General features: G+C 71.6%; 21 protein-coding genes and 1 pseudogene. 12 read left to right on the top strand and 10 right to left on the bottom strand.

What is annotated here, in order from left to right:
• Positions 1–104: 104 nt before the first annotated feature.
• The 5 genes from ACFQ87_RS13790 to ACFQ87_RS13770 all read right to left on the bottom strand — a co-directional run bounded on the left by ACFQ87_RS13790 (position 105) and on the right by ACFQ87_RS13770 (position 4,700).
• Positions 105–716 carry a hypothetical protein gene (locus ACFQ87_RS13790; RefSeq protein ID WP_380610916.1) on the bottom strand — a complete coding sequence of 204 codons (612 nt, stop codon included), beginning with the start codon at positions 714–716 and terminating at the stop codon, positions 105–107.
• Positions 717–746: 30 nt separating this feature from the next.
• Entirely contained in the window at positions 747–1,886 is a 1,140-nt protein-coding gene (locus tag ACFQ87_RS13785; protein WP_380610915.1) for a DUF4157 domain-containing protein, read from the bottom strand.
• Between the two features lie 149 nt (positions 1,887–2,035).
• Positions 2,036–3,067: a glycosyltransferase family 2 protein gene (locus tag ACFQ87_RS13780; protein WP_380610914.1), complete on the bottom strand. Its 1,032-nt coding sequence runs from the start codon at positions 3,065–3,067 to the stop codon at positions 2,036–2,038.
• Positions 3,068–3,338: 271 nt separating this feature from the next.
• Positions 3,339–3,941: a superoxide dismutase gene (locus ACFQ87_RS13775; RefSeq protein ID WP_380610913.1), complete on the bottom strand. Its 603-nt coding sequence runs from the start codon at positions 3,939–3,941 to the stop codon at positions 3,339–3,341.
• 303 nt (positions 3,942–4,244) lie between these two features.
• Positions 4,245–4,700 (bottom strand): DUF5990 family protein, encoded by a 456-nt coding sequence (locus ACFQ87_RS13770; protein ID WP_380610912.1) that lies wholly within the window; start codon positions 4,698–4,700, stop codon positions 4,245–4,247.
• A gap of 203 nt (positions 4,701–4,903) precedes the next feature.
• Here ACFQ87_RS13770 and ACFQ87_RS13765 point away from each other — a divergent pair, with 203 nt between their 5' ends.
• Positions 4,904–5,338, top strand: a complete 435-nt coding sequence (locus ACFQ87_RS13765; protein WP_380610911.1) for a VOC family protein — start codon at positions 4,904–4,906, stop codon at positions 5,336–5,338.
• A 133-nt stretch (positions 5,339–5,471) separates the two neighbouring features.
• Here the strand turns inward: ACFQ87_RS13765 and ACFQ87_RS13760 are convergent, their stop codons facing one another.
• Both ACFQ87_RS13760 and ACFQ87_RS13755 read right to left on the bottom strand, forming a co-directional pair.
• Positions 5,472–8,663, bottom strand: a complete 3,192-nt coding sequence (locus tag ACFQ87_RS13760) for a type 2 lanthipeptide synthetase LanM family protein (RefSeq protein ID WP_380610910.1) — start codon at positions 8,661–8,663, stop codon at positions 5,472–5,474.
• A gap of 148 nt (positions 8,664–8,811) precedes the next feature.
• On the bottom strand, positions 8,812–8,991 hold the full coding sequence (locus ACFQ87_RS13755) for a hypothetical protein (protein ID WP_380610909.1): 180 nt from the start codon (positions 8,989–8,991) through the stop codon (positions 8,812–8,814).
• A gap of 347 nt (positions 8,992–9,338) precedes the next feature.
• Here ACFQ87_RS13755 and ACFQ87_RS13750 point away from each other — a divergent pair, with 347 nt between their 5' ends.
• The 3 genes from ACFQ87_RS13750 (at position 9,339) to ACFQ87_RS13740 (ending at position 12,465) form a co-directional block, all read left to right on the top strand.
• Positions 9,339–9,860: a hypothetical protein gene (locus ACFQ87_RS13750; protein WP_380610908.1), complete on the top strand. Its 522-nt coding sequence runs from the start codon at positions 9,339–9,341 to the stop codon at positions 9,858–9,860.
• Positions 9,861–10,495: 635 nt separating this feature from the next.
• Positions 10,496–11,776, top strand: coding sequence for a sensor histidine kinase (locus ACFQ87_RS13745; RefSeq protein WP_380610907.1), 1,281 nt, complete (start codon positions 10,496–10,498; stop codon positions 11,774–11,776).
• The gene (locus tag ACFQ87_RS13740; RefSeq protein WP_380610906.1) at positions 11,773–12,465 is read left to right on the top strand and encodes a response regulator; all 693 of its coding nucleotides are present in this window, start codon (positions 11,773–11,775) and stop codon (positions 12,463–12,465) included. The genes ACFQ87_RS13745 and ACFQ87_RS13740 overlap by 4 nt, the downstream gene beginning before the upstream one ends.
• An 86-nt stretch (positions 12,466–12,551) precedes the next feature.
• On the opposite strand, the gene katG is transcribed toward ACFQ87_RS13740, so the two are convergent.
• The gene (gene katG / locus ACFQ87_RS13735) at positions 12,552–14,768 is read right to left on the bottom strand and encodes a catalase/peroxidase HPI (RefSeq protein WP_380610905.1); all 2,217 of its coding nucleotides are present in this window, start codon (positions 14,766–14,768) and stop codon (positions 12,552–12,554) included.
• Positions 14,769–15,036: 268 nt separating this feature from the next.
• Between katG and ACFQ87_RS13730 the strand changes: the two genes are divergently transcribed.
• From ACFQ87_RS13730 to ACFQ87_RS13720, 3 genes are all read left to right on the top strand, one after another.
• Positions 15,037–15,450 carry a Fur family transcriptional regulator gene (locus tag ACFQ87_RS13730; protein ID WP_380610904.1) on the top strand — a complete coding sequence of 138 codons (414 nt, stop codon included), beginning with the start codon at positions 15,037–15,039 and terminating at the stop codon, positions 15,448–15,450.
• A 67-nt stretch (positions 15,451–15,517) separates the two neighbouring features.
• Positions 15,518–16,000 carry an RrF2 family transcriptional regulator gene (locus ACFQ87_RS13725; protein WP_380610903.1) on the top strand — a complete coding sequence of 161 codons (483 nt, stop codon included), beginning with the start codon at positions 15,518–15,520 and terminating at the stop codon, positions 15,998–16,000.
• Positions 16,001–16,055: 55 nt separating this feature from the next.
• Positions 16,056–17,276 carry an MFS transporter gene (locus ACFQ87_RS13720; protein ID WP_380610902.1) on the top strand — a complete coding sequence of 407 codons (1,221 nt, stop codon included), beginning with the start codon at positions 16,056–16,058 and terminating at the stop codon, positions 17,274–17,276.
• On the opposite strand, the gene ACFQ87_RS13715 is transcribed toward ACFQ87_RS13720, so the two are convergent.
• Both ACFQ87_RS13715 and ACFQ87_RS13710 read right to left on the bottom strand, forming a co-directional pair.
• Entirely contained in the window at positions 17,239–17,772 is a 534-nt protein-coding gene (locus ACFQ87_RS13715) for a cytochrome P450 (RefSeq protein WP_380610901.1), read from the bottom strand. The two genes, ACFQ87_RS13720 and ACFQ87_RS13715, sit on opposite strands and share 38 nt — an antisense overlap.
• Before the next feature lie 200 nt (positions 17,773–17,972).
• On the bottom strand, positions 17,973–18,146 hold the full coding sequence (locus tag ACFQ87_RS13710) for a hypothetical protein (protein WP_380610900.1): 174 nt from the start codon (positions 18,144–18,146) through the stop codon (positions 17,973–17,975).
• Between the two features lie 232 nt (positions 18,147–18,378).
• Here ACFQ87_RS13710 and ACFQ87_RS13705 point away from each other — a divergent pair.
• From ACFQ87_RS13705 to ACFQ87_RS13685, 5 genes and pseudogenes are all read left to right on the top strand, one after another.
• Positions 18,379–18,713: pseudogene (locus tag ACFQ87_RS13705) on the top strand (transposase); the annotation flags it as partial.
• 35 nt (positions 18,714–18,748) lie between these two features.
• Positions 18,749–19,123 (top strand): transposase, encoded by a 375-nt coding sequence (locus ACFQ87_RS13700; protein WP_380610936.1) that lies wholly within the window; start codon positions 18,749–18,751, stop codon positions 19,121–19,123.
• Positions 19,124–19,378: 255 nt separating this feature from the next.
• A complete protein-coding gene (locus ACFQ87_RS13695; RefSeq protein WP_380610899.1) occupies positions 19,379–19,666 on the top strand; it encodes a DUF3311 domain-containing protein in 288 nt (95 codons plus the stop codon).
• A complete protein-coding gene (gene mctP / locus ACFQ87_RS13690) occupies positions 19,666–21,321 on the top strand; it encodes a monocarboxylate uptake permease MctP (protein ID WP_380610935.1) in 1,656 nt (551 codons plus the stop codon). The genes ACFQ87_RS13695 and mctP overlap by 1 nt, the downstream gene beginning before the upstream one ends.
• A gap of 326 nt (positions 21,322–21,647) precedes the next feature.
• Entirely contained in the window at positions 21,648–22,226 is a 579-nt protein-coding gene (locus tag ACFQ87_RS13685; protein WP_380610898.1) for a sigma-70 family RNA polymerase sigma factor, read from the top strand.
• The last annotated feature ends 138 nt before the right edge of the window (positions 22,227–22,364 follow it).

Below are 22,364 nucleotides of genomic sequence, written 5' to 3'. Positions count from 1 at the left end.
GGGCGGCCCCGGGTAGGCCCGCCACCAACCCACCCATCGCGCCGCCCCCTCGGGTGCGCTCGTGCCACCCGCTCCGGCGCGGGAGCGTTACGAGCACCACCGGTTCAGCGTCGCATCGGCCGGAACAGTGCGTCGTCGTAGTCCGGAAAGATCACCGGCATCGCGCGACGGAACGCGGTGACCTCCGTGCTCTCCTCCAACTCCCGGCAGAGCGTCTGCGGCCAGTACCAGTAGCCGCGGGAGGCCAGCAACCGTTCCAGGTAGGCGTCGAACGAGTACCCCGTGTCGTACAGCTCCTCGCCGAAGTAGTGGTAGTGGACGGAGTCGAGGGGGGGAACGAACGCCGCGCAGGCCTCGGGGACGAACATGTCGAAGGGTTTGACGGGGCGGTACTCCTGATCCTGTGGCGAGTGCCAGGTGACGCCGTACCAATCGGCGAAGACTTCGCGCAGCGGGAGGAGGTTGATGAGGCCCTGGTCCGAGAGGTCGTCGTGGAGGAGCTCGGGGACGGTGTGACGCCACCTCAGGCGGACCGCGCCGACTTCGCGGTAGAACGCCTCGACGCCGTTCGGGAGGCGGCCGTGGGCCAGGCGGACGGCGAGTTCGATGTCGGACGGTGGGGTCGGCGGTGCGACGGCGGCCTCCAGGAGCTGCACGCGGGGGTTGCGCTCCAGGTCCTCGATCATCGCGGCCAGCCGGGCGCGGGGGGTGGTCACGTACGTCTCCTTCACGGGCGCCAGCAGGTGCTACAGCCGGTTGTTCTCGATCTCCCACGCGTCGCCGTGCAGTTCGTTGCCGGCGGTGTCGTAGACGGTGTACTCGGCCTCGATCTTGCCGGCGAGTTTGGCGGAGTAGTTGGCGTCGATGTCGGCCTCCACCGAGCTCGCGAGCGGCGCGAAGTCCTTCCCCGCCGGGTGGGTGCTGTAGTCGGCCGTCACGGCGTACTCGACGACGTTGCCGTTGGTCAGTACCTCGGCCTTGACGTCCTTCTCGACCTTCGCGTGGTGCGCCGAGTTCGCGGACTTGCAGAGTGGAGTCAGGTTGGTCATGGTGTTGCCGGGGCCGCCGACCTGCTCGTTGAGCAGGTGCCCCTGCACCATGTACTTGCTGAACCAGTCGGCGGTCGCGCCGCTCCCGGTCGGCCACCAGGACGGCTGGACGCTGGGCTTGGAGCCCTTGCCGAGCTGCCCGGGCCAGAGTTCGGCGTGCATCGAGGTGCCGACGCCGTTTCCGTTCAGCGCACCGTAGGTGACGTACGGCTTGCCGGTGAAGGCGCGTTGCACCGGCAACTCCGGCCCGGGGGTGTGGGCTTGGGCGGCGACCCGCTGGACGGCCGGAGGTATCGTCCGACTCAGCGCCCGGACGGCGTTCGCCTCGGCGGCGCGCTCGAAGCGGTCGCCGGGGTCGCTGACGGACAGTCCGTTGCCCTGGTCGGTACCGGCCACGGGGCCCGAGCGCTGCTGGATGACGTGGGTGAGCTCATGGGCCAACGTGTGCTTGTCGGTGCCGCCGTGGCCGAGCACGACGTGCTCGCCCGAGGTGTAGGCGCGGGCGCTGACGTCGGCTGCGGAGCGGGCCGCGGCGGAGTCGTCGTGGATCCGCACGCTGCTGAAGTCGGCGCCCAGGCGGGCCTCCATCTCCGCCCGCACGTCGTCGGCCAGCGGGCGGCCCGGCGACCGCAGCACCTGGTGGACGGTCGAGCGCTGCACCGTGGACTCCGACTGCCGCTGTTGCCTGAGCAGTTGGACGACGGCCGCGTTGCCGATGGTGCGCTGCATCGCACGGATCGACTGGAGGTGCAGCGGCGCGGGCTGCTGCCGTGCGGTCGGTCGGCTGTGTTCCCGATGCTCCGACTTGCCCTGCGATTTCTGGTCGTGCGCGTGCACATCCACCTCCTGGACAGGCGGTTCGAGCCGTGGTCGCGGCGTGTCATAGCCGGTCTACGACGATCTCCGGAGTGAGGGCAAGGACCGGAGGGGCAGTGTCGGGGGCAAGTCTCGATGTCCTGGGTGATCCAGGCGACGGGTCCGGAACCTCACCGACGCCTGGCCGCCTGGCGGGTGCGCCGGACGAGGAGGTGCACCCGCTGGACGGCCACGAAGCGGTTCATCGCATCGGCCAGCGTGAGGCGGTACTTGACCCGCAGCTGGGCGCTCAGCCCGGCCAGCCGCTCGGTGCCGATGGCCCGGATCAGCCGGCTGACGTGCCGCTGGTAGACCTCCCAGTAGGGGCGGTCGCCGTCCGGGACGGACCAGAAGAACATCGGGATCTCCTCGACCAGGCAGTTCCGGTCGTAGGCGCGCAGGTACTCGGCGAACACCGGCTCGGGGCGGGCCAGCAGCCACTCCCGGACGAGTTCCATCGAGCGGACCCGGTCGATCAGCCCGCGCGGGTCGGTCTTCTTCTGGGTGATGGACAGCGCGCCGTCCTCGCGCACCCGCCAGTGGTAGATCGGTTCGGCGAGCACGTCGACCCGCTCGGCGAGGAAGTGGTGGGGCACGCTGACCGGGGCGTCCTCGTACAGGATGCCCTCGGGGTAGAGGATGCCGGCGGCGTCGAAGAAGGTGCGCCGGTAGACCTTGTTCCAGGCGGTGCGATCGGTGACCAGGGCAGGGGTTTCGCTGACGTGGGTGCGCAGCCGGGTCTCGCGGAACGGGCGGCGGTGGGCGTGCGAGGGAGTGAGGCCGGTGGTGCGCAGGCGCAGCGCGTTGCCGGTGGCGAAGTCGGATCCGGTCTCGTCCAGCGTGCGGATCATCAGCTCGTACGCGTGCGGCGGCAGGGTGTCGTCGCTGTCCACGAAGGCCAGGTAGTCGGTCCCCGGGGTGAGGTGGCGCCAGCCGGTGTTGCGGGCGGCGCCGAGGCCCTTGTTCTCCTGCTGGACCAGCCGGAAGCGCCGGTCCTTGGCGGCGTACGCCTCGGCGATGACGGGTCCGTCGTCGGTCGACCCGTCGTCGACCATGACGCACTCGAAGTCCTCGAAGGTCTGCGCCGCGATCGAGTCCAGGCACTCCACGAGGTAGCGCTCGACGTTGTAGATCGGGACGACGACGGAGAGGCGCGGCGCCATCGGACGGCCTTTCGCTGAGGAGCGGACGGGCCGTTCGGCCGCCGACCGCCGGTTACCGGCGGCGGTCTGAGCGTAGCGACCGGAGGCCGTTTCCGGGCGAACAACGGGTGGCGTCGAGCCTTCGTCTCGGTGAGCCGGGCGTGTCCGGCGTCAACGCTCCGCGTCGCGCCCGCGCCCCGTTGACGCCCGGAAGAGGGGGAAAGGCCCTGGAAGAAGGGGGAGGGCCCCGGTCCGCCCGACCGGAGCGGGGCCTTCCGTCACCTGATCCGGGTCAGGCGCTCTTGATGGCCGCGAAGCGGGCCTGGACGTCCTGCCAGTTGACGACGTCCCACAGGCGGGTGACGTAGTCCGGGCGGACGTTGCGGTACTGCAGGTAGTACGCGTGCTCCCAGGCGTCGAAGGCGAGCAGCGGGGTGGTGTTCTGGCCCACGTTGCCGTGGTGGTCGTAGACCTGCTCGACGATCAGGCGCTGACCGAGCGGCTCCCAGGAGAGGATGCCCCAACCCGAGCCCTGGACGCCGGTGGTGGCGTTGGTGAGCTGCTTCTTGAAGGCCTCGAAGCTGCCGAAGTGCTCGGTGATGGCGTCGGCCAGCTCGCCCTCGGGGCGCTCGCCGCCCTCCGGCGAGAGGTTCTGCCAGAACAGCGAGTGCAGGACGTGGCCGGACAGGTGGAAGGCGAAGGTCTTCTGCAGGCCCACCAGGCCGCCGAACTGCTCCTTGTCGCGCGCCTCGGCGAGCTGCGACAGGGTGTCGTTCGCGCCCTTCACGTACGCGGCGTGGTGCTTGGAGTGGTGCAGCTCCAGGATCTCGGCCGACATCGCCCGCTCCAGCGCGGAGTAGTCGTACGGCAGGTCGGGAAGCGTGTAGGTGCCCATCAGGACACGGCCCCTTTCGGCGGGTTGGTCGTTTCGATCGTGCCGGGACAACACTATTGCGCATCAGTTGCAGAAACGAACTATGGGCTCTTGCTTATTCCTCACATCCCGTCGGGCACAATGGTCACCCGAATGTGTAATGGCTGATGAGGGTGAGTGGCTGTGACAGGATCGCCGGTGGTCGTACTGGGCATCGAGTCCTCCTGCGACGAGACGGGCGCGGGCCTGGTGCGGGACGGCGTGCCGATCCGGCGCCCGCCGACCTCTCGGTGGACCCGTCGGCGCCGCTGGAGTGCGCGGCGCTCAGCCCGCTGCCGTCCAGGTGACCAGCGGCGGGCGGACGGCGGCGCACAGCGGGTGGCCCTTGGCGTCGGTGAGGCCGAAGCGGGCGACCAGCGATCCGCTCGCCACGGCCGCCTCGACGGTGGAAGGGTCGACCGCCGCCAGCAGCAGCTTGGCCCGGCGGAACAGCGACCACGTATCGCCCTCGTGCGTCACCCAGTTGAGGTAGACGAACCGGCCGCCCGGCCCGCCCTGGACGTACCGGCCGGTGATGTCCACCCCGCCGTCCGGCAGCCGCTTCGCCTCGCACTCCAGCGACCATCGCGCCTGCGCCGCGTCCCCGGGCTGCGGGTCGATCAACTCGGCCGGGCGGCCCCGGCGTTGGACGGCGACGTGGATGTCCCGGTACCCCGGGAATCCGGGCCCGCCGCCGCACTCACGGCCCGGCAGGTCGGTGGCCTCGATCCTCAGCTCCATGCCACCCATGGTCCCCCACGGTGGGCGGAAAACCGGTTGAGCCCCAGGTGATCATGTGAAAGGCTCACCCGCCGTGTCCGAGATCACCAGGTTGCACGACGACGAGGTGGACATCGATGCATCCCCAGTGGGCGCGTCCGCTCTCCGCACGACGCTGCGATGACCTCCGGGTCTCGGTGAACAGCACGCGCCATGGAGGACCGGTGTCATCGATCAAGCGGTTCCAGGTCACCTTCGACTGCGCGGAACCCGAGCGCGTCGCTCGCTTCTGGTGCGAGGTGTTGGGGTACGTCGTACCGCCGCCGCCGAAGGGCTTCGCCACGTGGGACGACTTCAACCGCTCGCTGCCGGCTGAGCGTCAGGGTGCGGCGTTCGTCTGTATGGACCCCGAGGGTGTGGGCCCACGGATGTACTTCCAGCGCGTTCCCGAAGGCAAGGTCGTCAAGAACCGGGTGCATCTCGACGTGCGGGTCGGCACCGGACTCGTGGGCGAGGAGCGCCTCGCCGTACTGGAGGCCGAGCGCGCACGGCTGGAGGCGCTCGGTGCGGTGTGCGTGCAAGTTCTGCGTGCCGACGGCGTCAATGAATCGTGCATCGCGATGCAGGACATCGAGGGCAACGAGTTCTGCCTCGACTGAGCGGCCGGCCCGGCGGGGTGCCGGTGCGCCGGGCTTGCACCGCGGCGGCTACCGCGTCCGCCGCCCTCGGACGTGATCGGAACGCCCGACACCCCGGAGGAGGCCGACGGATAGCGGCAACGGCCCGGCGGGATCAGCCAGTCGGCGGTTCGAGGGTCAGGACGGAGGGGGTGGCGCCAGGGGCGGCGAGGCGCAGGAGGCCGTGGCCGATGCCGGCCAGGCCGACCATCAGCGAGGGGCTGTGGACCCCGCGCGGAAGGCCACAGGTCCAGCCCCGGGCCGCCAGGTCGTCGAGGGTGGCACGGGCCTGCCGCTCGGCGGCGGCCTGCCACGATCCGCCGGAGAGGTGGAGGGCCTCCAGGTTGCCGAGATCGCCGTGGCAGAGCGAGGAGTTGTGGCCGAAGCCCTCCCGGAGCACCGCACCGAGGGCGGTGTCACGCTCGGCGAGGAGCGACTCGCGTTCTTCGGGTATGAGTCGGGCGAGGTCGGTGCGGGCCAGCGCGATGCCCGAGGCACCGTGGCACCAGAGGGCGGGGTAGCTGGGGCCGTCGGGCCCGTCGTCCTCGCGGACGTCGCGCCAGTTGGCGGCGGCGGGGTCGAACAGGGTGCGCTCGTACGCGACGGCGGCGAGGGCGAGTCGGGGCAGGCGGGGGTCGCCGAGGCGGTGCCCGGCCCGGGCCAGGGCCCAGGCGATGCCGGAGCCGCCGTGGGCGAAGCCCGCGAGGGGGCGGGTGACGGTGCCGGCGAGGGAGGCGGGCAGCCAGCCGGCGCCGCCCTCGGGGTGCGGGGCCGCGGCCTGGACGAGGCTTTCGGCGCAGGCCGCCAGCGCGTCGGTGACGGCGGGCCCGGGGCGGACGGCCTCCCAGGCGAGCAGGCCTCCGATGGTGCCCGCGTTCCCGGCGAGGAGGTCGTACTGGGTGTCGCCGACGGCGGTGGCGGTGACGCGGTCGAGGAGGAGGGAGCCGAGCGCGTCGAGTTCGGAGTCCGGGTGGTGGGCGGTGAGTTGGGCGACCGCGTAGAGCAGGCCACCGAGTCCGGAGAGGCCGCCGCCGAGGCGGTCGGCGCGCCGCCGGATCTGCCGGCGGAGCGTCAGTTCGGCGGCGGAGGCGGCCGTCCGGTGTTCGCGGTCGCCGGTGGCGCAGGCGAGTTGGTGGAGGAAGAGCGTCACACCGGCCGTGCCGCTGTACAGGTCGGGGCCGAGTTCGGCGGGTGCCCAGTGGCCGGGCGGGGCCCAGTTGGGGCCGACCCAGGCGAGGTCGGCGTTCCCTCGGCAGGCCTCGCGCAGCAGCCCTTCGCCGACCTCGACGGCCATGGCGAGGGCGCGGTCGGCGACTCCCCGGCCGGGGGCCGCACCGGCCACAGGTGTCCGCGCGACCGCCGGGCCGCGCGGCTCCCGGGCACCGCCGGAGGTCGTCACCGACAGCCGCATCAGCTGGAGTTGGCGCTCCAGGTCCTCCTCGCCGAGGGCGTCGGCCTTGGCGAGGGCGAGGTCGAGCGGGGGCCGGTCGGTGACGCCGGGGATGAGGGCGCCGGTGGAGGAGCGGGCGTCGACGCCGTCAGGGCGGATGGTGAAGACGGGCACGTCGCCGCGCCACAGGTCGGCGCGTTCGTGGTCGACGTAGGCGAGGGCGCGCTCCTCCCAGGCGGCCAGGGCCCAGAGCCGGTCCAGGTGGCGGTCCTGGTCGAGGCCGTCGCGCAGCAGGTCGGGGTGGCAGGCGGTGCCGAGCAGGCTGCGGTACTCGAAGGTGTCGCGGCGCAGCAGGCGCGTCTCGTCATCCGCGAACGCCCGTATCAGGGAGCGGAGTTTCCCCTTGTCGGCGGCGAGCAGCCGGTAGGCCTCGGTGAATCCGGCCTCCAGTTCCGCCAGGTGGTCGGCCAGGCGCAGCGGCTGCCCGGCCGGCACGGGTCGGCTACCGGGGGCTTCCACCGGCAACCTCCGGTACTCCACGCGGAGTTCGTCCGTCCCCTGGTTGACCAGGACGGGCGCGGGGCGGGGCGGGAGGCTGGCCGGGTCCCAGCCGAGGGCGGAGAGGTCGGTGCCGCCGTTGCCCTCGTCCCACATCCGTTCGGGGAGCAGGCCGGAGCGCAGCACCGAGTGCCGGGCCTGGTGGCGGGCCATCCGCTCGGACTCGGACAGGTCCTTGGCGGGCTCGTGCAGGTCGGGGTGGAGGATCGCCTCCAGGTCGATGAGCACGGGCTGGTCCCGGACGGCGAGCAGGTTCTGGGCGTGGCAGTCCACCGCGTCGAGCACGTACATCAGCGCGGCCAGAGTGCCGGCGCGGTGGTAGAAGGCGCTCAACTCGGCATCGTCCCGGGCCGGTTCGGCGGTGAGGTGGGCGACCCAGCCGTAGCCGTCGCGAGCCAGGTGGGCGAGGTCGCGCAGGGGCAGCCGCAGCTGCGGGTTGAGCCAGTGCAGGATCTGCTGGAAGTGGGCCTCGGCGCCGAGGGGCCGCGGCTTGTAGACGATCCGGACGCCGTGCTCGAAGCGCAGTGAACTGACCGTGGCACCGCCGCGGTGCGGGTCTCCGAGGCCGGTGGCGAGTTCGGTGAGCCGGCCGAGCGGGCGGCCGTCGGCGAAGGTGCGGGCGAGGGCGGGCAGGTCGGCGGCGAGTCGCCGGAACAGGGCGAGGGTGGTGGTCGTCCACTGCTCCGCGGCGGTGGTGAGGCGGAAGGCCAGGACCGGGTACTCGGCGAGGAGTCGCAGCGACCGCTCGGGCCGGGTGAGCCGGCCGAGGAAGTCGCGGTAGCGCCCCTCGGGGGTGTTGCCGGTCAACTCGCCGGTGAGTCGGGCGACATGGAGTTCGGTGATGACGGTCCGGGTCGCCATCGCGTGGGCGGCGGCGGTGAGCGCGGGGAGGGCGAGTGCGGCCAGCTCCTCGGGGGCGCCCAGAGCGGGGGCGTCCAGGGCGGCCAACCCGGTGCGCAGGCGGTCGTGGGCGGCGGCGAGCAGCGGAGCGACGATCCCGGCGAATTCGTGTTCCTCAGGGATGTCCCGGGCGGCCGGTCGGTGGAACGCGGCGACGAGCCGCTCGGCCCAGGGGAGCGTTGCGAGGCGGGCGGCGAGCGCGTCCGGGTGCTCGGCGAGCAGGGCGCGCAGGGCGTCGGGGTCGATGCCGTCGGCCGTGAGCCTGCGCGTGAACCAGTCGGCGCGGTCGAACGGTGCCTGGGCCCGCCAGCGCTCCAGTTTCCGGGCGGCCCGCTCACGGCGTTCGGCGCGGTCGGCGTCACCGACCGGCTCCGCGTCGAGCCCTTCCGACGCCCGGCCGCGGGCGTTCAGTGGGACGGCTCGGGCGGCAGCCCGCAGGAGTTCGGACGCGTCGACCACGGGGCGGTGCTGCCTCTCTGTCTGCTCTGTTGCTCTATCCGTTCAGCGCCGGTCTGTGAGGGCGCCGATGCGTGAGGGCGCGCGACGCGCCTGTCCGGCGCGGGCCCCGGCCGGCCGTACGAACCGGGGCCCGCGCCGGACCCCGGTCTCAGTAGCTGCAGAGGCGCCCGCAGCTGGACCAGCCGTCACAGGTGCTGTTCAGCACCGCGGCGGTCACGTAGAGCTCGTCCACGAGCTCGCCGGCCGGGTGGACCTGGTGGCCCTGGCCGAGGGTGAGCCGGAAGTCCTCGTCCTTGAGTGCGCGAACCTGCTCAGCCGTGGGCTGCATGCTGCCTCCTCCAAGCGTTCGGATCTGGCACGGGTGTGCCGGATCCGGATCTTGACAGCGCCCCACCCGGCACACCAGTGGCATGCACACAACTGGTCCTTGTTTCGGCCAGGATCGAACCAACGGAAGCCCGGCGGCGGCGCCCTCGTTCCCCCAGGCCGAGCCCACTCCCTCCCGCCGCCTGCCCCCGCCGTCCGATCGTTCGGGTAGCCCCACACCTGGCCGAAACAGGCGCGGTCGCGCCCGGGTGGATCGCGATCCTGGTTTGAACCCGTGGCTCCTGTGGCAGCGCCCCGGACCGAAGGTCACGATGGAGACCCGGGCAGCCCCACCCCGATCGGAGTGCGATGAGCGAGCAGCACAACCTCGTCCTGCTGACCTTCCCCGACGCCACCGCCTGGCGTTCGGCCTTCGACGAGGCGCAGCACCTGCCGGGCCTGCGGCTGGCGGCCGCGCTGGAGCGCAGCGCGGACGGTGTGGTGGAGGTGAAGGACACCTTCACCCGGGGCGCGGGGGTGGCCACCGTCGGGTCGGGGGTGCTGGGCGGGCTGGTGGGGTTGCTGGGCGGGCCGGTCGGGATGCTGCTGGGCTTCGCGGCGGGCGCGGCGCTCGGCAACGCGGCCGAGGAGCACCACGCGACGGAGGCCGGCGCCGCGATGATCGTGCTTTCGCCCCGGGTGCCGGACGGCGGGGCGCTGCTCGCCCTGGACGCCCGGGAGGCCTCGCCCGGCCCGGCGGACGAGCTGGCCGCCAAGCACGGGGCGACGATCGAGCGGATCGACGAGCACACCTTCACCGAGCAGGTCCGGGCGGCGGAGAGGAAAGCCGAGAAGAGGACCGAGGAGGACCGGGCGGACGGGGAGACTTGAGGTCCGGGCGGGAGTCCGGAGGCCAGGACGGGTCAGGGTGGCGGTGAGCGAGTTCAGCGCGGCGATCGAGTCACTGGAGCCGTGCGGCCCGCCTGCGTCGGCAGTCATGTGGGCTGGGGCGGGTGCGGCGCCGAGGGCGGTGGCATAGGCGGCGCGGTCGGTGCCGGGCTTGAGCGTGACGAACCAGAAGTCGGGGTTCGGGGCCGTCCCGGACGGGAAGGTGGTGGCGTCGGTGAACAGTTCGTTGGTCTGCATGTGCGGGTCGAAGACCTCGCCGACGATCCGGACGGTGACCGGCCGGCCGTGGCTCGTGAAGGTCACCTGGTCGCCGGGCTTGACCGAGGCCTCGGTCAGGAAGGTGGCGGGGGCGACGACCTCGCCCGGGCCCTGGTACCAGCGGCCGGAGACCATCTTGTAACCGGCCGCCGTCGCGTCGCCGTCGAAGGCGGTCACGGTGGTGCTGCCGGCCACGCCGGGGACGGTGACGTCCGGAAGAAGGTACGAACGAGCGGCCCGCACCCGCGTCCGCCGCCCGCGGCAAGTTCCGTACCGCGTCCGACGGACCCGACGCGCTGTCATCCTTCCGGTGTAGTCGCCCGGTGTACCGGCTGCCGTCGGCCGCGGGGCTGTGCCGGATGACGGCCGACCGCCACAATGTCCCGGTGATCAACGTGATCGACCATCCGACGGTGCGGCGGCTGCGCACGGCAGCGGCCCGACTGAGCGGCGACCCGGGCGCGGCTCCCCCGCCCCGGCCGACCCGGCGCGGCCAGGTCTTCGACCTGGCCCTGGCCCTGTTCCTCGCCTTCACCTCCGGCCGCTACGCCACCATCGCGGGCGCCCCGCGGGACGGCACCTGGCACGGGGTGCTGCTACTCGTCCCGCTCGTCCCGCTGCCGCTGGTGCTGCGCCGCCGCTATCCGCTGGCGGTGCTGTGGACGGTGCTGCCGGCCGCGCTGCTGGTGCGGTCGCAGTCCGAGGACATCGCGTACTCGGCGGGTGTGGCGGTGATCGTCGCCGCCTACAGCGCGGCCGCGTACGGGCGCCGACCGGCCGCCGTGCTGCCGAACCTGCCGGTCGCCACCGCCGTGTTGGTGGTGCTGTTCAACGACGCCAAGCTGCCGCACTTCCCGAACGGGGTGATCGCCGTCCTGGTCCTGGTGCCGGTGTTCGCGGTCGCCTACGAACTGCGGATGTGGCGCCGCCGGGTGGACGAGGGGCGGGAGCGGCTGTCCGCCCTGGAGCGCGAGCAGCTGGCCGCGTTGGAGCGCGCCGTGGAGCTCGAACGGGCGCGGATCGCCCGGGAGTTGCACGATGTGGTGACCCACAACGTGAGCATGATGACGATCCAGGCCGGGGCCGCGCGCAAGATCCTGGACACCGCCCCGGACAGCGCCCGCGAGGCGATGGCCGCGGTGGAGACCGGCGGACGCGCGGCGATGACCGAACTGCGGCACGTGATGGGACTGTTGACCATCGACGCGGGCGCCGGGGACGACCCGGCGGCCAGTGCCGACCTCAGCCCGCAGCCCGGCCTCGGGCGGCTCGACGCCCTGGTCGAGGGCGTCCGGCAGGCCGGGCTGCCGGTAGAGCTGACCGTGCGCGGCGAGCGCCGGGCCGTCCCGCCCGGGGTCGAGCTCGCCGCCTACCGGGTCGTCCAGGAGGCGCTCACCAACACCGTCAAGCACGCGGGCGGCGCCGACGCCGCGGTGACCGTCGAGTACGCCCCCGACCGACTGCGGGTGGAGGTCACCGACACCGGCGGCCGCCCCACCGGCGCCGCCGCCACCGGCAACGGACGCGGCCTGCTCGGGCTGCGCGAACGACTCGCCGTCTACGGCGGCACCCTGCACACCGGTCCCCGGCCGCGCGGTGGCTACCGCGTCACGGCCCTGATCCCGCTGGAGAGTTCATGAGCGCGCTGCGCGTGGTGGTCGCCGACGACCAGGCCCTGGTCCGGATCGGGTTCCGGCTGATCCTGGAGTCCGAGGGGATCGAGGTGGTCGCCGAGGCCGAGGACGGCGAGCAGGCGGTCGCCGCCGTCCGTCGGACCAGACCGGACGTGGTGCTGATGGACATCCGGATGCCCGGCCTGGACGGGCTGGAGGCCACCCGCCGGATCCTCGCGGACGGCCCGGGCGGAGCCGAGCACGCACCACGGGTCATCATGCTGACCACCTTCGACCTGGACCACTACGTCTACGCCGCGATGGCCGCCGGGGCCAGCGGCTTCCTTCTGAAGGACGTCACCCCGGAGCACCTGGCCGCCGCCGTCCGGCTGGTGCGTACCGGCGACGCGCTGCTCGCCCCCGCGATCACCCGCCGCCTGGTCGAGCGTTTCGCCCGACCGGCCGCCCCGGACCCCGCCGCCCCGCACCGTGAGCTGGCCACCCTCACCCCGCGCGAGCTGGAGGTGATGACGCTGCTCGCCCGGGGCCTGAGCAACGCCGAGCTGGCCGCCCGGCTACAGCTCTCCGAGGCGACGGTGAAGACCCACGTCGCCCGGATCCTGGGCAAGTTGGGCCTGCGGGACCGGGCCCAGGTGGTGGTCGCGGCGTACGAGACCGGGCTGGTCAGCGTGGGCTCCGTGCCCGATCCGCGCTGACACGCGCTGACACGCGACAACGCGCGCCAACACGCAACGGGAGCCCGGGGGTTGGCGCCCCCGGGCTCCCGTCTAGGTCAGCCCTGTCACACCAGGTCGAAGCGGTCCGCGTTCATGACCTTGACCCAGGCCGCGACGAAGTCCGACACGAACTTCTCCTTGGCGTCGTCGCTCGCGTACACCTCGGCGACGGCGCGCAGTTCGGAGTTCGAGCCGAAGACCAGGTCGGCGCGGGTGCCGGTCCACTGGACCGTACCGGAGGCGTCCCGGCCCTCGAAGGTGTGCGCGTCCTCCGAGGTGGACTTCCAACTAGTGCCCAGGTCCAGCAGGTTGACGAAGAAGTCGTTCGTCAGCACGCCCGGGGTCTTGGTGAGGACACCGTGCGCGGACTGCTGGTGGTTGGCGCCCAGCACACGCAGACCGCCGACCAGGACGGTCAGTTCGGGCGCGCTCAGGCCCAGCAGGTTCGCCTTGTCGAGCAACAGGAACTCGGCCGGCAGGCGGTTGCCCTTGCCGACCCAGTTGCGGAAGCCGTCGGCCTTCGGCTCCAGCGCGGCGAAGGACTCGGTGTCGGTCAGCTCCTGCGGGGCGTCCACCCGGCCGGGCGCGAACGGCACCTCGACCGCGAGGCCGGCCGCCTTGGCGGCCTGCTCGACGCCGACGCCACCGGCCAGCACCACCAGGTCGGCCAGCGAGACCTGCTTGTCGCCGGCCTGCGCGTTGAACTCCGCCCGCACGCCCTCCAGGGCGCGCAGCACGGTGGCCAGCCGGTCGGGCTCGTTGACCTGCCAGCCGGCCTGCGGCTGCAGCCGGATCCGGCCGCCGTTGGCACCGCCGCGCTTGTCGCTGCTGCGGAAGGAGGAGGCCGCGGCCCAGGCGGTGGAGACCAGCTCCGAGACCGACAGGCCGGTGGCGGCGATCCGACGCTTGAGGTCGGCGACGTCGGCGGCGCCGACCTGCTGGTACGAGACGGCCGGCAGCGGGTCCTGCCAGAGCAGCTGCTCGCTCGGGACCTCCGGGCCGAGGTAGCGCACGATCGGGCCCATGTCGCGGTGGGTGAGCTTGAACCAGGCGCGGGCGAAGGCGTCGGCGAACTGGTCCGGGTTCTCCAGGAAGCGCTGGGAGATCGGCCCGTAGACCGGGTCGAAGCGCAGCGACAGGTCGGTGGTGAGCATGATCGGGACGTGCCGCTTGCTCGGGTCGTGCGCGTCCGGGACGGTGCCCTCGCCGGCGCCGTCCTTCGGCTTCCACTGGTGGGCGCCGGCCGGGCTCTTGGTGAGCTCCCACTCGTAGCCGAACAGCGTCTCGAAGAAGCTGTTGTCCCAGGTGATCGGGGTGGCCGTCCAGGCGCCCTCGAGGCCGCTGGTGATCGCGTCGCCGCCGACTCCGGTGCCGTAGCCGCTCTTCCAGCCGAGGCCCTGCTGCTCGATCGGCGCGGCCTCCGGGTCCGGGCCGACGTTGTCCGCCGGGCCGGCGCCGTGGGTCTTGCCGAAAGTGTGGCCGCCGGCGATCAGCGCGACGGTCTCCTCGTCGTTCATCGCCATCCGGTAGAAGGTCTCGCGGATGTCGCGGGCGGCGGCGATCGGGTCGGGGTTGCCGTTGGGGCCCTCGGGGTTGACGTAGATCAGGCCCATCTGGACGGCGGCCAGCGGGCTCTCCAGCTCACGGTCGCCGGTGTAGCGCTTGTCGTCGAGCCAGGTGGTCTCGGGGCCCCAGTAGACGTCCTCGTCGGGCTCCCACTCGTCGACGCGGCCGCCGCCGAAGCCGAAGGTGTCGAAGCCCATGCCCTCCAGGGCGACGTTGCCGGCCAGGATCATCAGGTCGGCCCAGGACAGGCTGCGGCCGTACTTCTTCTTCACCGGCCAGAGCAGTCGGCGGGCCTTGTCCAGGCTGGCGTTGTCCGGCCAGCTGTTCAGCGGGGCGAAGCGCTGCTGGCCACCGCCGGCGCCACCGCGGCCGTCACTGATCCGGTAGGTGCCGGCGCTGTGCCAGGCCATGCGGATCATGAACGGACCGTAGTTGCCGAAGTCGGCGGGCCACCAGTCCTGCGAGGTGGTGAGCACCTCCTGGATGTCGCGCTTGACGGCCGGGAGGTCGAGGGAGTCGAAGGCCTCGGCGTAGTCGAAGTCCCCACCCAGCGGGTTGGCCACGGCGGGGTTCTTGGCGAGGATCTTCAGGTTCAGCCGTTCCGGCCACCACTGGCGGTTCCCGCCGCCCTGGGTGGGGTGAAGCGCACGCCCGTGGCTGACCGGGCAGCCTTCCGCGCTCGCCTCTACGCCGGTCGCATCGTGGTTCTCAGACATGGGAATCCTTCTCTACAAGGCGGATCACGGTGTCTCACTGCTACCTACGGCACCAACTGCTGCTACTGCTGTGTACTGCTGCTACTTCCGGGTATCGCTGTGTCTGCTGCGTACTGCTGCTACCCAGGCTAGCGCCGGAGCCGATCCTACGATGGACGCATTCCAAGTCAAGAAAGACACCAAATCCATATGCGGTCGGGAACCGGAACACCGCGGATGCGTATTGGTAAACTCCGGTCTCCCCCATGACCTGAATAGGTGAACCGATATGAGTGACCTGCTGGAGCGGCTGCGCGGGCGCGGCTGGCGCCTCACCTCCCAGCGGCGCGTCGTCGCCGAGGTCCTGGACGGCGAGCACGTACACCTGACCGCGGACGAGGTGCACGCCCGGGCGGCCGAGCGCCTCCCGGAGATCTCCAGAGCGACCGTCTACAACACCCTCGGCGAGCTGGTCACCCTCGGCGAGGTCATCGAGGTCTCCACGGACGGGCGCGCCAAGCGCTACGACCCCAACGCGCACCACCCGCACCAGCACCTGGTCTGCACCGGCTGCGGCGCCATCCGCGACGTCCAGCCGCTCGGCAACCCGCTCTCCGACCTCCCGGCCGACCAGCGCTTCGGCTTCGCCGTCTCCGGCGCCGAGGTCACCTACCGGGGGCTCTGCCCGGCCTGCGCGGGCTGATCGTTTCGGCCGCCTCCGTCGACGTCCGGCCTTTTGCCTCGAAACCAGGACGTGTAGTGTCCTGGTTATGCGGATGGGCGAGGGAGTCGAGTGGGGCCTGCACTGCTGCCTCACCCTGGCCTGGCTGGGCGACGAACAACCCGTCCCGACGGCCCGACTGGCGGCCTGGTTCGACCTCCCGCCCGCTTACCTGACCAAGCGCCTACAGGCACTGGTCCGGGCCGGCATCCTCAGCTCCACCCCCGGCGCCCGGGGCGGCTTCCGACTGGGCCGACCGCCCGAGCAGATCACGCTGATGGACGTGGTCGCCGCCATCGAGGGCCCCGACGAGCTGTTCCGCTGCACCGAGATCCGGCAGCGCACCGAAGGCGCCGCGGCCGCCGCCGCCGACGACTTCCGCCGGCCGTGCGGGGTGTCCACCGCGATGCGCCGCGCCGAACTGGCGTGGCGCCGGGAGCTCGCCGGGCAGACGGTCGCCGACCTGATGGCGGCCGCGCCCACCGGGGCGGCGGAGCGCACCCGGCGGCACTACGAGCGACTGACGGGCTGATCCGCCCGACTTCCCGAATTTCCGTGCGACCGGCTTCCCCAGGAGGAGAACCTGGATGTCTGATGTCCTGATTCCTGAAACCCCGCCCCGACCGGCCGCCGGCGGACTGTCCGCCACGCTGGTCCTCGCCCTGGGGACCTTCGCCGTCGGCACGGACGCCTTCGTGGTGGCGGGCTTCCTGCCCTCGATGGCCGAGGACCTGCACGTCTCCTCGGCGACGGCGGGCCAGTCGGTCACCGCCTTCGCCGCCGCCTACGCCGTCCTCTCCCCCGTCCTGGCCACGCTGCTCGCCCGACTCCCCCGCCGGACCCTGCTGATCGCCGCACTCACCGCCCTCGGCCTCGCCAACCTGGGCTCGGCCCTCGCCCCCACCATGGCCGTCCTGCTCCTCGGCCGGGTGCTCGCGGCCGCGGGCGCGGCGGCGTACACACCCAACGCGGGCGCGGTCAGCGCCGCCCTGGTCCGACCCGAGCTGCGGGCCCGCGCCCTGGCGGTGGTGATCGGCGGACTCACCGTCGCGACGGCCGTCGGCGTTCCGCTCGGCGACGCCGCCGGCCACTGGTTCGGCTGGCGCACCGCACTGAGGGTGGTCGCGGGGCTCTGCCTGACGGTGGCGCTGCTGCTGCGGCTGGTCATGCCGTCGGTGCCGGGGAACGCCCGGGTGCCGCTGCGCACCCGGCTGGCCGTCCTGCGGCGGCCCGCGGTGCTGACCGTGCTGCCGCTCACCGTCCTCGGCATGGGCGCGAGCTACACCGCGTACGCGTACAGCGTGCCGATGCTGGCCGCCGTCGGGGTGCCGGAACGCTCGGTGCTGTGGATGCTCCTCCTGTACGGACTCGGCGCGGTCGTCGGCAACCTGGGCGCGGGGTGGGCCACCGACCGGTGGGGCTCGGTGGCGGTCCTGACCGTCGGGTACGCGGCGCTGGCGGTCGCGCTCGGGGTGCTGGCCTGGCTGGCGGGCGCCGGCCGGGAGGCGACCCCACTGGTCGGCCCGCTGGTGCTGCTGTGGGGCGCGAGCAGCTGGTGCCAGACGCCGGCCCAGCAGCACCGGCTGATCGAAGTCGCCCCGCAGGAGGCGCCGTTGGTGGTCTCGCTCAACTCTTCCGCCATCTACATCGGGATCGGCCTCGGCACGGTGCTCGGCGGAGCGACACTGGGCGCGGGGGCCGCGGTCGGGTACGGGCTGGGCGCGGGCACCGCGGCGTCGGCGCTCGGGTTCCTGCTGTGGAGCGCGCAGGCTACCGCTTCGGCTCCCAACGGACCGGCAGGCTCTTGAGGCCGTTCTGGAAGTTGGAGATCAGGCGCTGCGGGGGCCGGTCCGGGTCCAGGGCGAGACCGGGGAGACTGTCGACCAGGTGGCGCAGGGCGAACCTCATCTGCAGGCGGGCGAGTTGGGCGCCGAGGCAGAAGTGCGGACCGTAGCCGAAGCTCACGTGGTCGTTGGGGCTGCGGGTGATGTCGAAGCGGTCCGGCTCGGGGAACACGGTCTCGTCCCGGTTGGCGGCGGCGTGGTAGACGACCACCTTCTCGCCCCGGTGGATCGACCGGCCCCCGAGCTCCACGTCCCGGGTCGCGGTGCGGCGGATGTGCACCACAGGAGGCCAGAAGCGCAGCGCCTCCTCCACCGCCGAGTCGGTCAACTCCGGCTTCGCCCGAAGGAGTTCGCACTGGTCCCGGTGGGTGAGGAGGGTGAGGAGGGCGCCGGGGACGCCGTTGCGGACGGTCTCGTTGCCCGCGACGGCCGGACTCAAGGACGTTGACAGAGTTGCCAACTGAGTGATAATCAGCCCATTTGCCACAGAGAGAGCACATCAACAGAGCAGCTGCCGGCTCTCCTTGTTGCGGTCCTGGATCTGTTCCGCTGCTGAACAGCCGTGATCGGTGTGGAACACAATCGGTCCCGTCGAGCGGCGGGTACCGCATACGGCCCGCGGGGCCTCGGACGGGAGTTCGGTCCGCAGATGGTCGGCTGTTACCCAGCCGACGACACGGCGGGGAGGCGATGTCGATGACGGTTGGCCAGGAAGAGCCAGCCCTCCTCGGTCGGGACATAGGTGATGTCACCGCACCAGCGCGCATCCATAGCCACCGGGTCGTGCTCGAAGTCCCGCAGGACCAGGTGAGCTTGCTCCGCTTTGACGGACACCAGCGGTGTGGTGGTCAGGACGCGAGAACGGTCTCATACTCGGCGGGACTGCGGTAGCCGAGACTGCCGTGCAACCTGCGTATGTTGTACCAGCTCTCGATGACCCCGTTGCCCAATTCGGGTGACCTACGGCCTCCTCTGCTCTGGTCCTGCGTTTCCGGGGCAGTGGTCGTTTGTGCGGTCCGGACCAGGCTCTCCGACAGTGACCGCAGGATCGGGTGGCGGCGTGTCGATGTGCGGGGGCTCGGAATCGGCGGCGCCGGAGGCGACGCGGGCCGTGGCCCGGGCAGCTTTTCCCAAGGGCTGTTTGGCAATGAGGGTCCGCGACGCGCTTGGTCCTCTGTTCGCCGACGAGGAGTTCAGGACTGCTTTCGGAGTACGCGGCCGTCCGGGTGTGCCGCCGGGCCGGCTCGCGCTGGTCAGCGTGCTTCAGTTCGCCGAGAACCCGACCGATCGTCAGGCCGCACTGGCCGTCCGGGCCAGGATCGACTGGAAGTACCTTCCGGTTGGAACTTACCGATCCGGGTTTCGACTTCACCGTCCTGACGGGCTTTCGCGAGCGACTGGTGGAGCACGGCCTGGAGGAGAAGATCCTGGACCTGATGCTGGAGCGGCTCCTCGAACTGGGTCTGGTGGCCGCTGGTGGACGCCAGCGGACGGACTCCACAAGGGTGATCGCGGCCGTCAGGGACCCCGAGGATCAGAGCGCCATCCTGGCGCAGGTCCGCGCAGACCAGAACTCCCAAGACTGGAAGGCGAAGTACGCCGTCCGTGCCGGCATCGAAGGCACAGTCCACCAGGCGGTCGCGAGCGCCGGCTGCCGCCGCAGCCGATACAAAAGCCTGCCGAAGACCCGCCTGGCACACATCTTCGTCGCCGCAGCGATCAACTTCATCCGTCTCGACGCGTGGTGGTCAGAGCGTCCCCTCGCACCCACCGGAACCTCGCACCTCGCCAGGCTCCAGCTCGCTGCCTGAGCCAATTGGGCAACGGGGTCTCTCGATCCACTCGAAGATCGCGGGGAGGGGGCCCAGCACACCAAGGCGCTGGAGAGGGCCAGGGAGTGTCAGCTTCTAGCGCTCATTGGGTTGAACCTCGGCGGGCAGCCCGCCGTAAGGGCGGTTGGTCCGGCCCGATCACATTGCGAGGGCTCCGGCCGGACCATCCGCCTGGCTGCCGAGCTGTTTGGCGGCCAGGCCGAAATCGACCTGTGACGCCCGGAGGCTGCCCACATGTCATTCGACTTCCCATGGATGCTGGAGGAACCGAGCTCACGAACGGTGCCGCCGGTGACAGCGGAGCGCCTCCTGGCAGGCATCGCGCTGGCCGTACCCGTGGTCGCGCTGCTGTGGGTCTCCTCGTACAGCAAGCCTGACCCGGTGCTCGGCGGGATGCCGTTGTTCTACTGGTACCAGCTGATGTGGATACCGTTGACCGCTCTCTTCACCGGTGCCGCTCATCTGCTGCTGACCTGGGACGAGAAGAACCGCGCGGCTGCGCGCGGGGGCGACGCCTCATGATGCGCCTTGCTTCCGAGGTGAATGCCCCCGCGCTCACGGTGTTCCTGCTGCTGCTCGCCCTGGTGACCGTGCTCGGGTTCCTGGCCGCGCGCTGGCGACGGGCGGACAACGCTCTCGACCTGTACGAATGGGGCCTCGGCGGCCGATCGTTCGGCACCTGGGTGACCTGGTTCCTGCTCGGCGGCGACGCGTACACCGCCTACACCTTCATCGCGGTGCCGGCGGCGGTCTATGCCACCGGGTCGGCCGGCTTCTGGTCGGTGCCGTACGCGGCCGTGGTCTACCCGTTGGTGTTCCTGCTGCTGCCCAGGCTGTGGTCGGTTGCCCGGGTGCACGGCTACGTCACCCCGGCCAACTTCGTGCGGGGCCGCTACGGCTCCCGGGCGCTGAGCCTGGCCGTGGCGCTCACCGGCATTCTCGCCACCATGCCCTACATCGCCCTGCAACTGGTAGGCCTGGAAACGGTGTTGGACGTGCTGGGGATCGGCGCCAGCCAGGCCGCCAACCCACTGCTCCGGGATCTTCCCCTGCTGATCGCCTTCGCGGTGCTGGCCGCGTACACCTATTCCTCCGGCCTGCGCGCGCCGGCCGTGATCGCCATCGTCAAGGACGCCCTGGTCTATCTGGTCGTCATCGTCGCGGTGGTCTACCTTCCGATGCGGCTGGGCGGTTACGGGCACATCTTCGACACTGCCACGGCCAAGTTCCAGGCGGTGAACCCCGTCACCCACCAGCCGACCGGCTCACTGATACCCGACCCCAAGGCCCAGTGGGCGTACGCCACGCTGGCGCTCGGCTCGGCACTCGGCCTGTTCATGTACCCGCACACACTCACCGGTGTGCTCGCCGCGAAGTCCCGCCGGACCGTGCGGCGGAACATGGCCATCCTGCCGGCCTACTCATTGATGCTCGGCTTGCTCGCGCTACTCGGCTTCCTGGCCGTCACTGCCGGCGTCGGCCAGGGCGTGAAGGGCTACAACGCCCAGCTGGCCATTCCCCAGCTGTTCGCCAAGTTCTTCCCCGGCTGGTTCGCCGGCGTGGCCTTCGCGGCCATCGGCATCGGTGCGCTCGTCCCGGCGGCGATCATGTCCATCGGAGCGGCCAACCTCTTCACCCGCAACGTCTACCAGGAGTTCCTGAAGCCGGACGCCACGCCGGAGCAGCAGACCAAGGTCGCCAAACTCGCCTCCCTGCTCGTCAAGTTCGGCGCGCTGGCGTTCGTCGTCGGCATGGACAAGCAGGTCGCGATCAACCTGCAGCTACTGGGCGGCCTGTGGATCCTGCAGACTCTGCCGACCGTCGCGGCGGGCCTGTTCACCCGTTGGTTCCACCGGTGGGCGCTGCTGGCGGGCTGGGCTGTGGGCATGGCCTACGGCACCTGGCAGGCGTACGGGGTCGCCACCCCGACCACCAGACATTTCGGCGGCAGCACCGCGGTGATCCCGTTCATCGGCCAGAGCGGGTACATCGGCCTGACCGCGCTCGTCCTCAACCTGCTCGTCGCGCTCACCCTCACCGTGCTGTTGCGGGCGCTCGGCGCCCCGCAGGGCAGGGACGAGACCAGCCCGGAGGACTACTGCACCGAGGCTGAGGCCGAGTCGGCAGCGGGGCGCCCCAAGGCTGCGCCGGCCCCGGAGCTGACGGCCGCGGGCTGACACCCGAGGGGACTGAAGGGGGCGACGCCGTTCGGCGTCGCCCCCTTCAGCATTCGGTCCCGCCGGGCACCACCCGCGCCCCTGCACTCGCACGGTATGGGCCGGATATCCGCCGACCGGCACATATCCACAGGTCAGACGGCCTGCCCGACGGGATTCCTCGCGTGCTGCAACGCCCTGGGCAGGAAGCCAGGGACAGCATTCCCCGCTACCGGGGCCGCCCGAACGTACTCAGCTGGCTGATATTCCCCTTCCACTCCCCGTGCAAACCTCGATCGTCGGCCCGACCGGCACAGCCACCCCTCATCGAAGACGCGAGGATCCTCATGAGCACGCTCGCCCCGAGCAGGCCGACGCAGCTGAACGACTCCCCGAACGCCGCCGCCAGGATGTCCGAGGTCAATTTCCGCGGCCTGAGCGCCATGCACCGCCCTGCGGTCCTGGCCTACCTCGTCAAGCGGGCCTTCGGGGATCCCCAGCTGGCCGAGGACCTCACGCAGGAGACGTTCATACGCGCCCTGCACCACCCCGAGATTCTGTCCGCCGACCACCGGACGGCACTGCCCTGGCTCTACCGGGTGGCCCGGAACCTGCTCATCGATCAACTGCGCTCACGCAGCCGCAGGCCCGTCGAGGTCGGCTCCGACGACCTCGACACGCTCTTCGGCGAGAGTGCCGTCGCGGACGGGATCGACACGCTCCTGACGAGCTGGTCGGTCCGCGAGGCGCTGGGGTCCCTGAGCGATCCGCATCGCGCCGTGGTCACCCAGGTTTACTTCGAGAACCGTTCCATCACCGCCGCCGCCGAGATCCTCGGCGTGCCCCCGGGCACCGTCAAGTCCCGGTGCCACTACGCACTCCGCTCGCTCCGGTCGACCTTGCGCGAGCACCAGCCGGTCGCGTAGCCGACGCACTCCGTCCGGCGTCACGCCCGTTCCTCCCCGCCCACACCTGCCACCTTTGGAGACCCACATGACGACGACCGACCACCTCCGCCCTCCGCGCGACGGCGCAGCGGTATCCGGGAATCCCCGCGAAACGGC

Source organism: Kitasatospora sp. NPDC056531 (genome assembly GCF_042794375.1).
GTDB lineage: Bacteria > Actinomycetota > Actinomycetes > Streptomycetales > Streptomycetaceae > Kitasatospora.
Note: the sequence above shows the minus strand (reverse complement) of the source record. Positions and strands in the feature narration are given on the sequence as shown.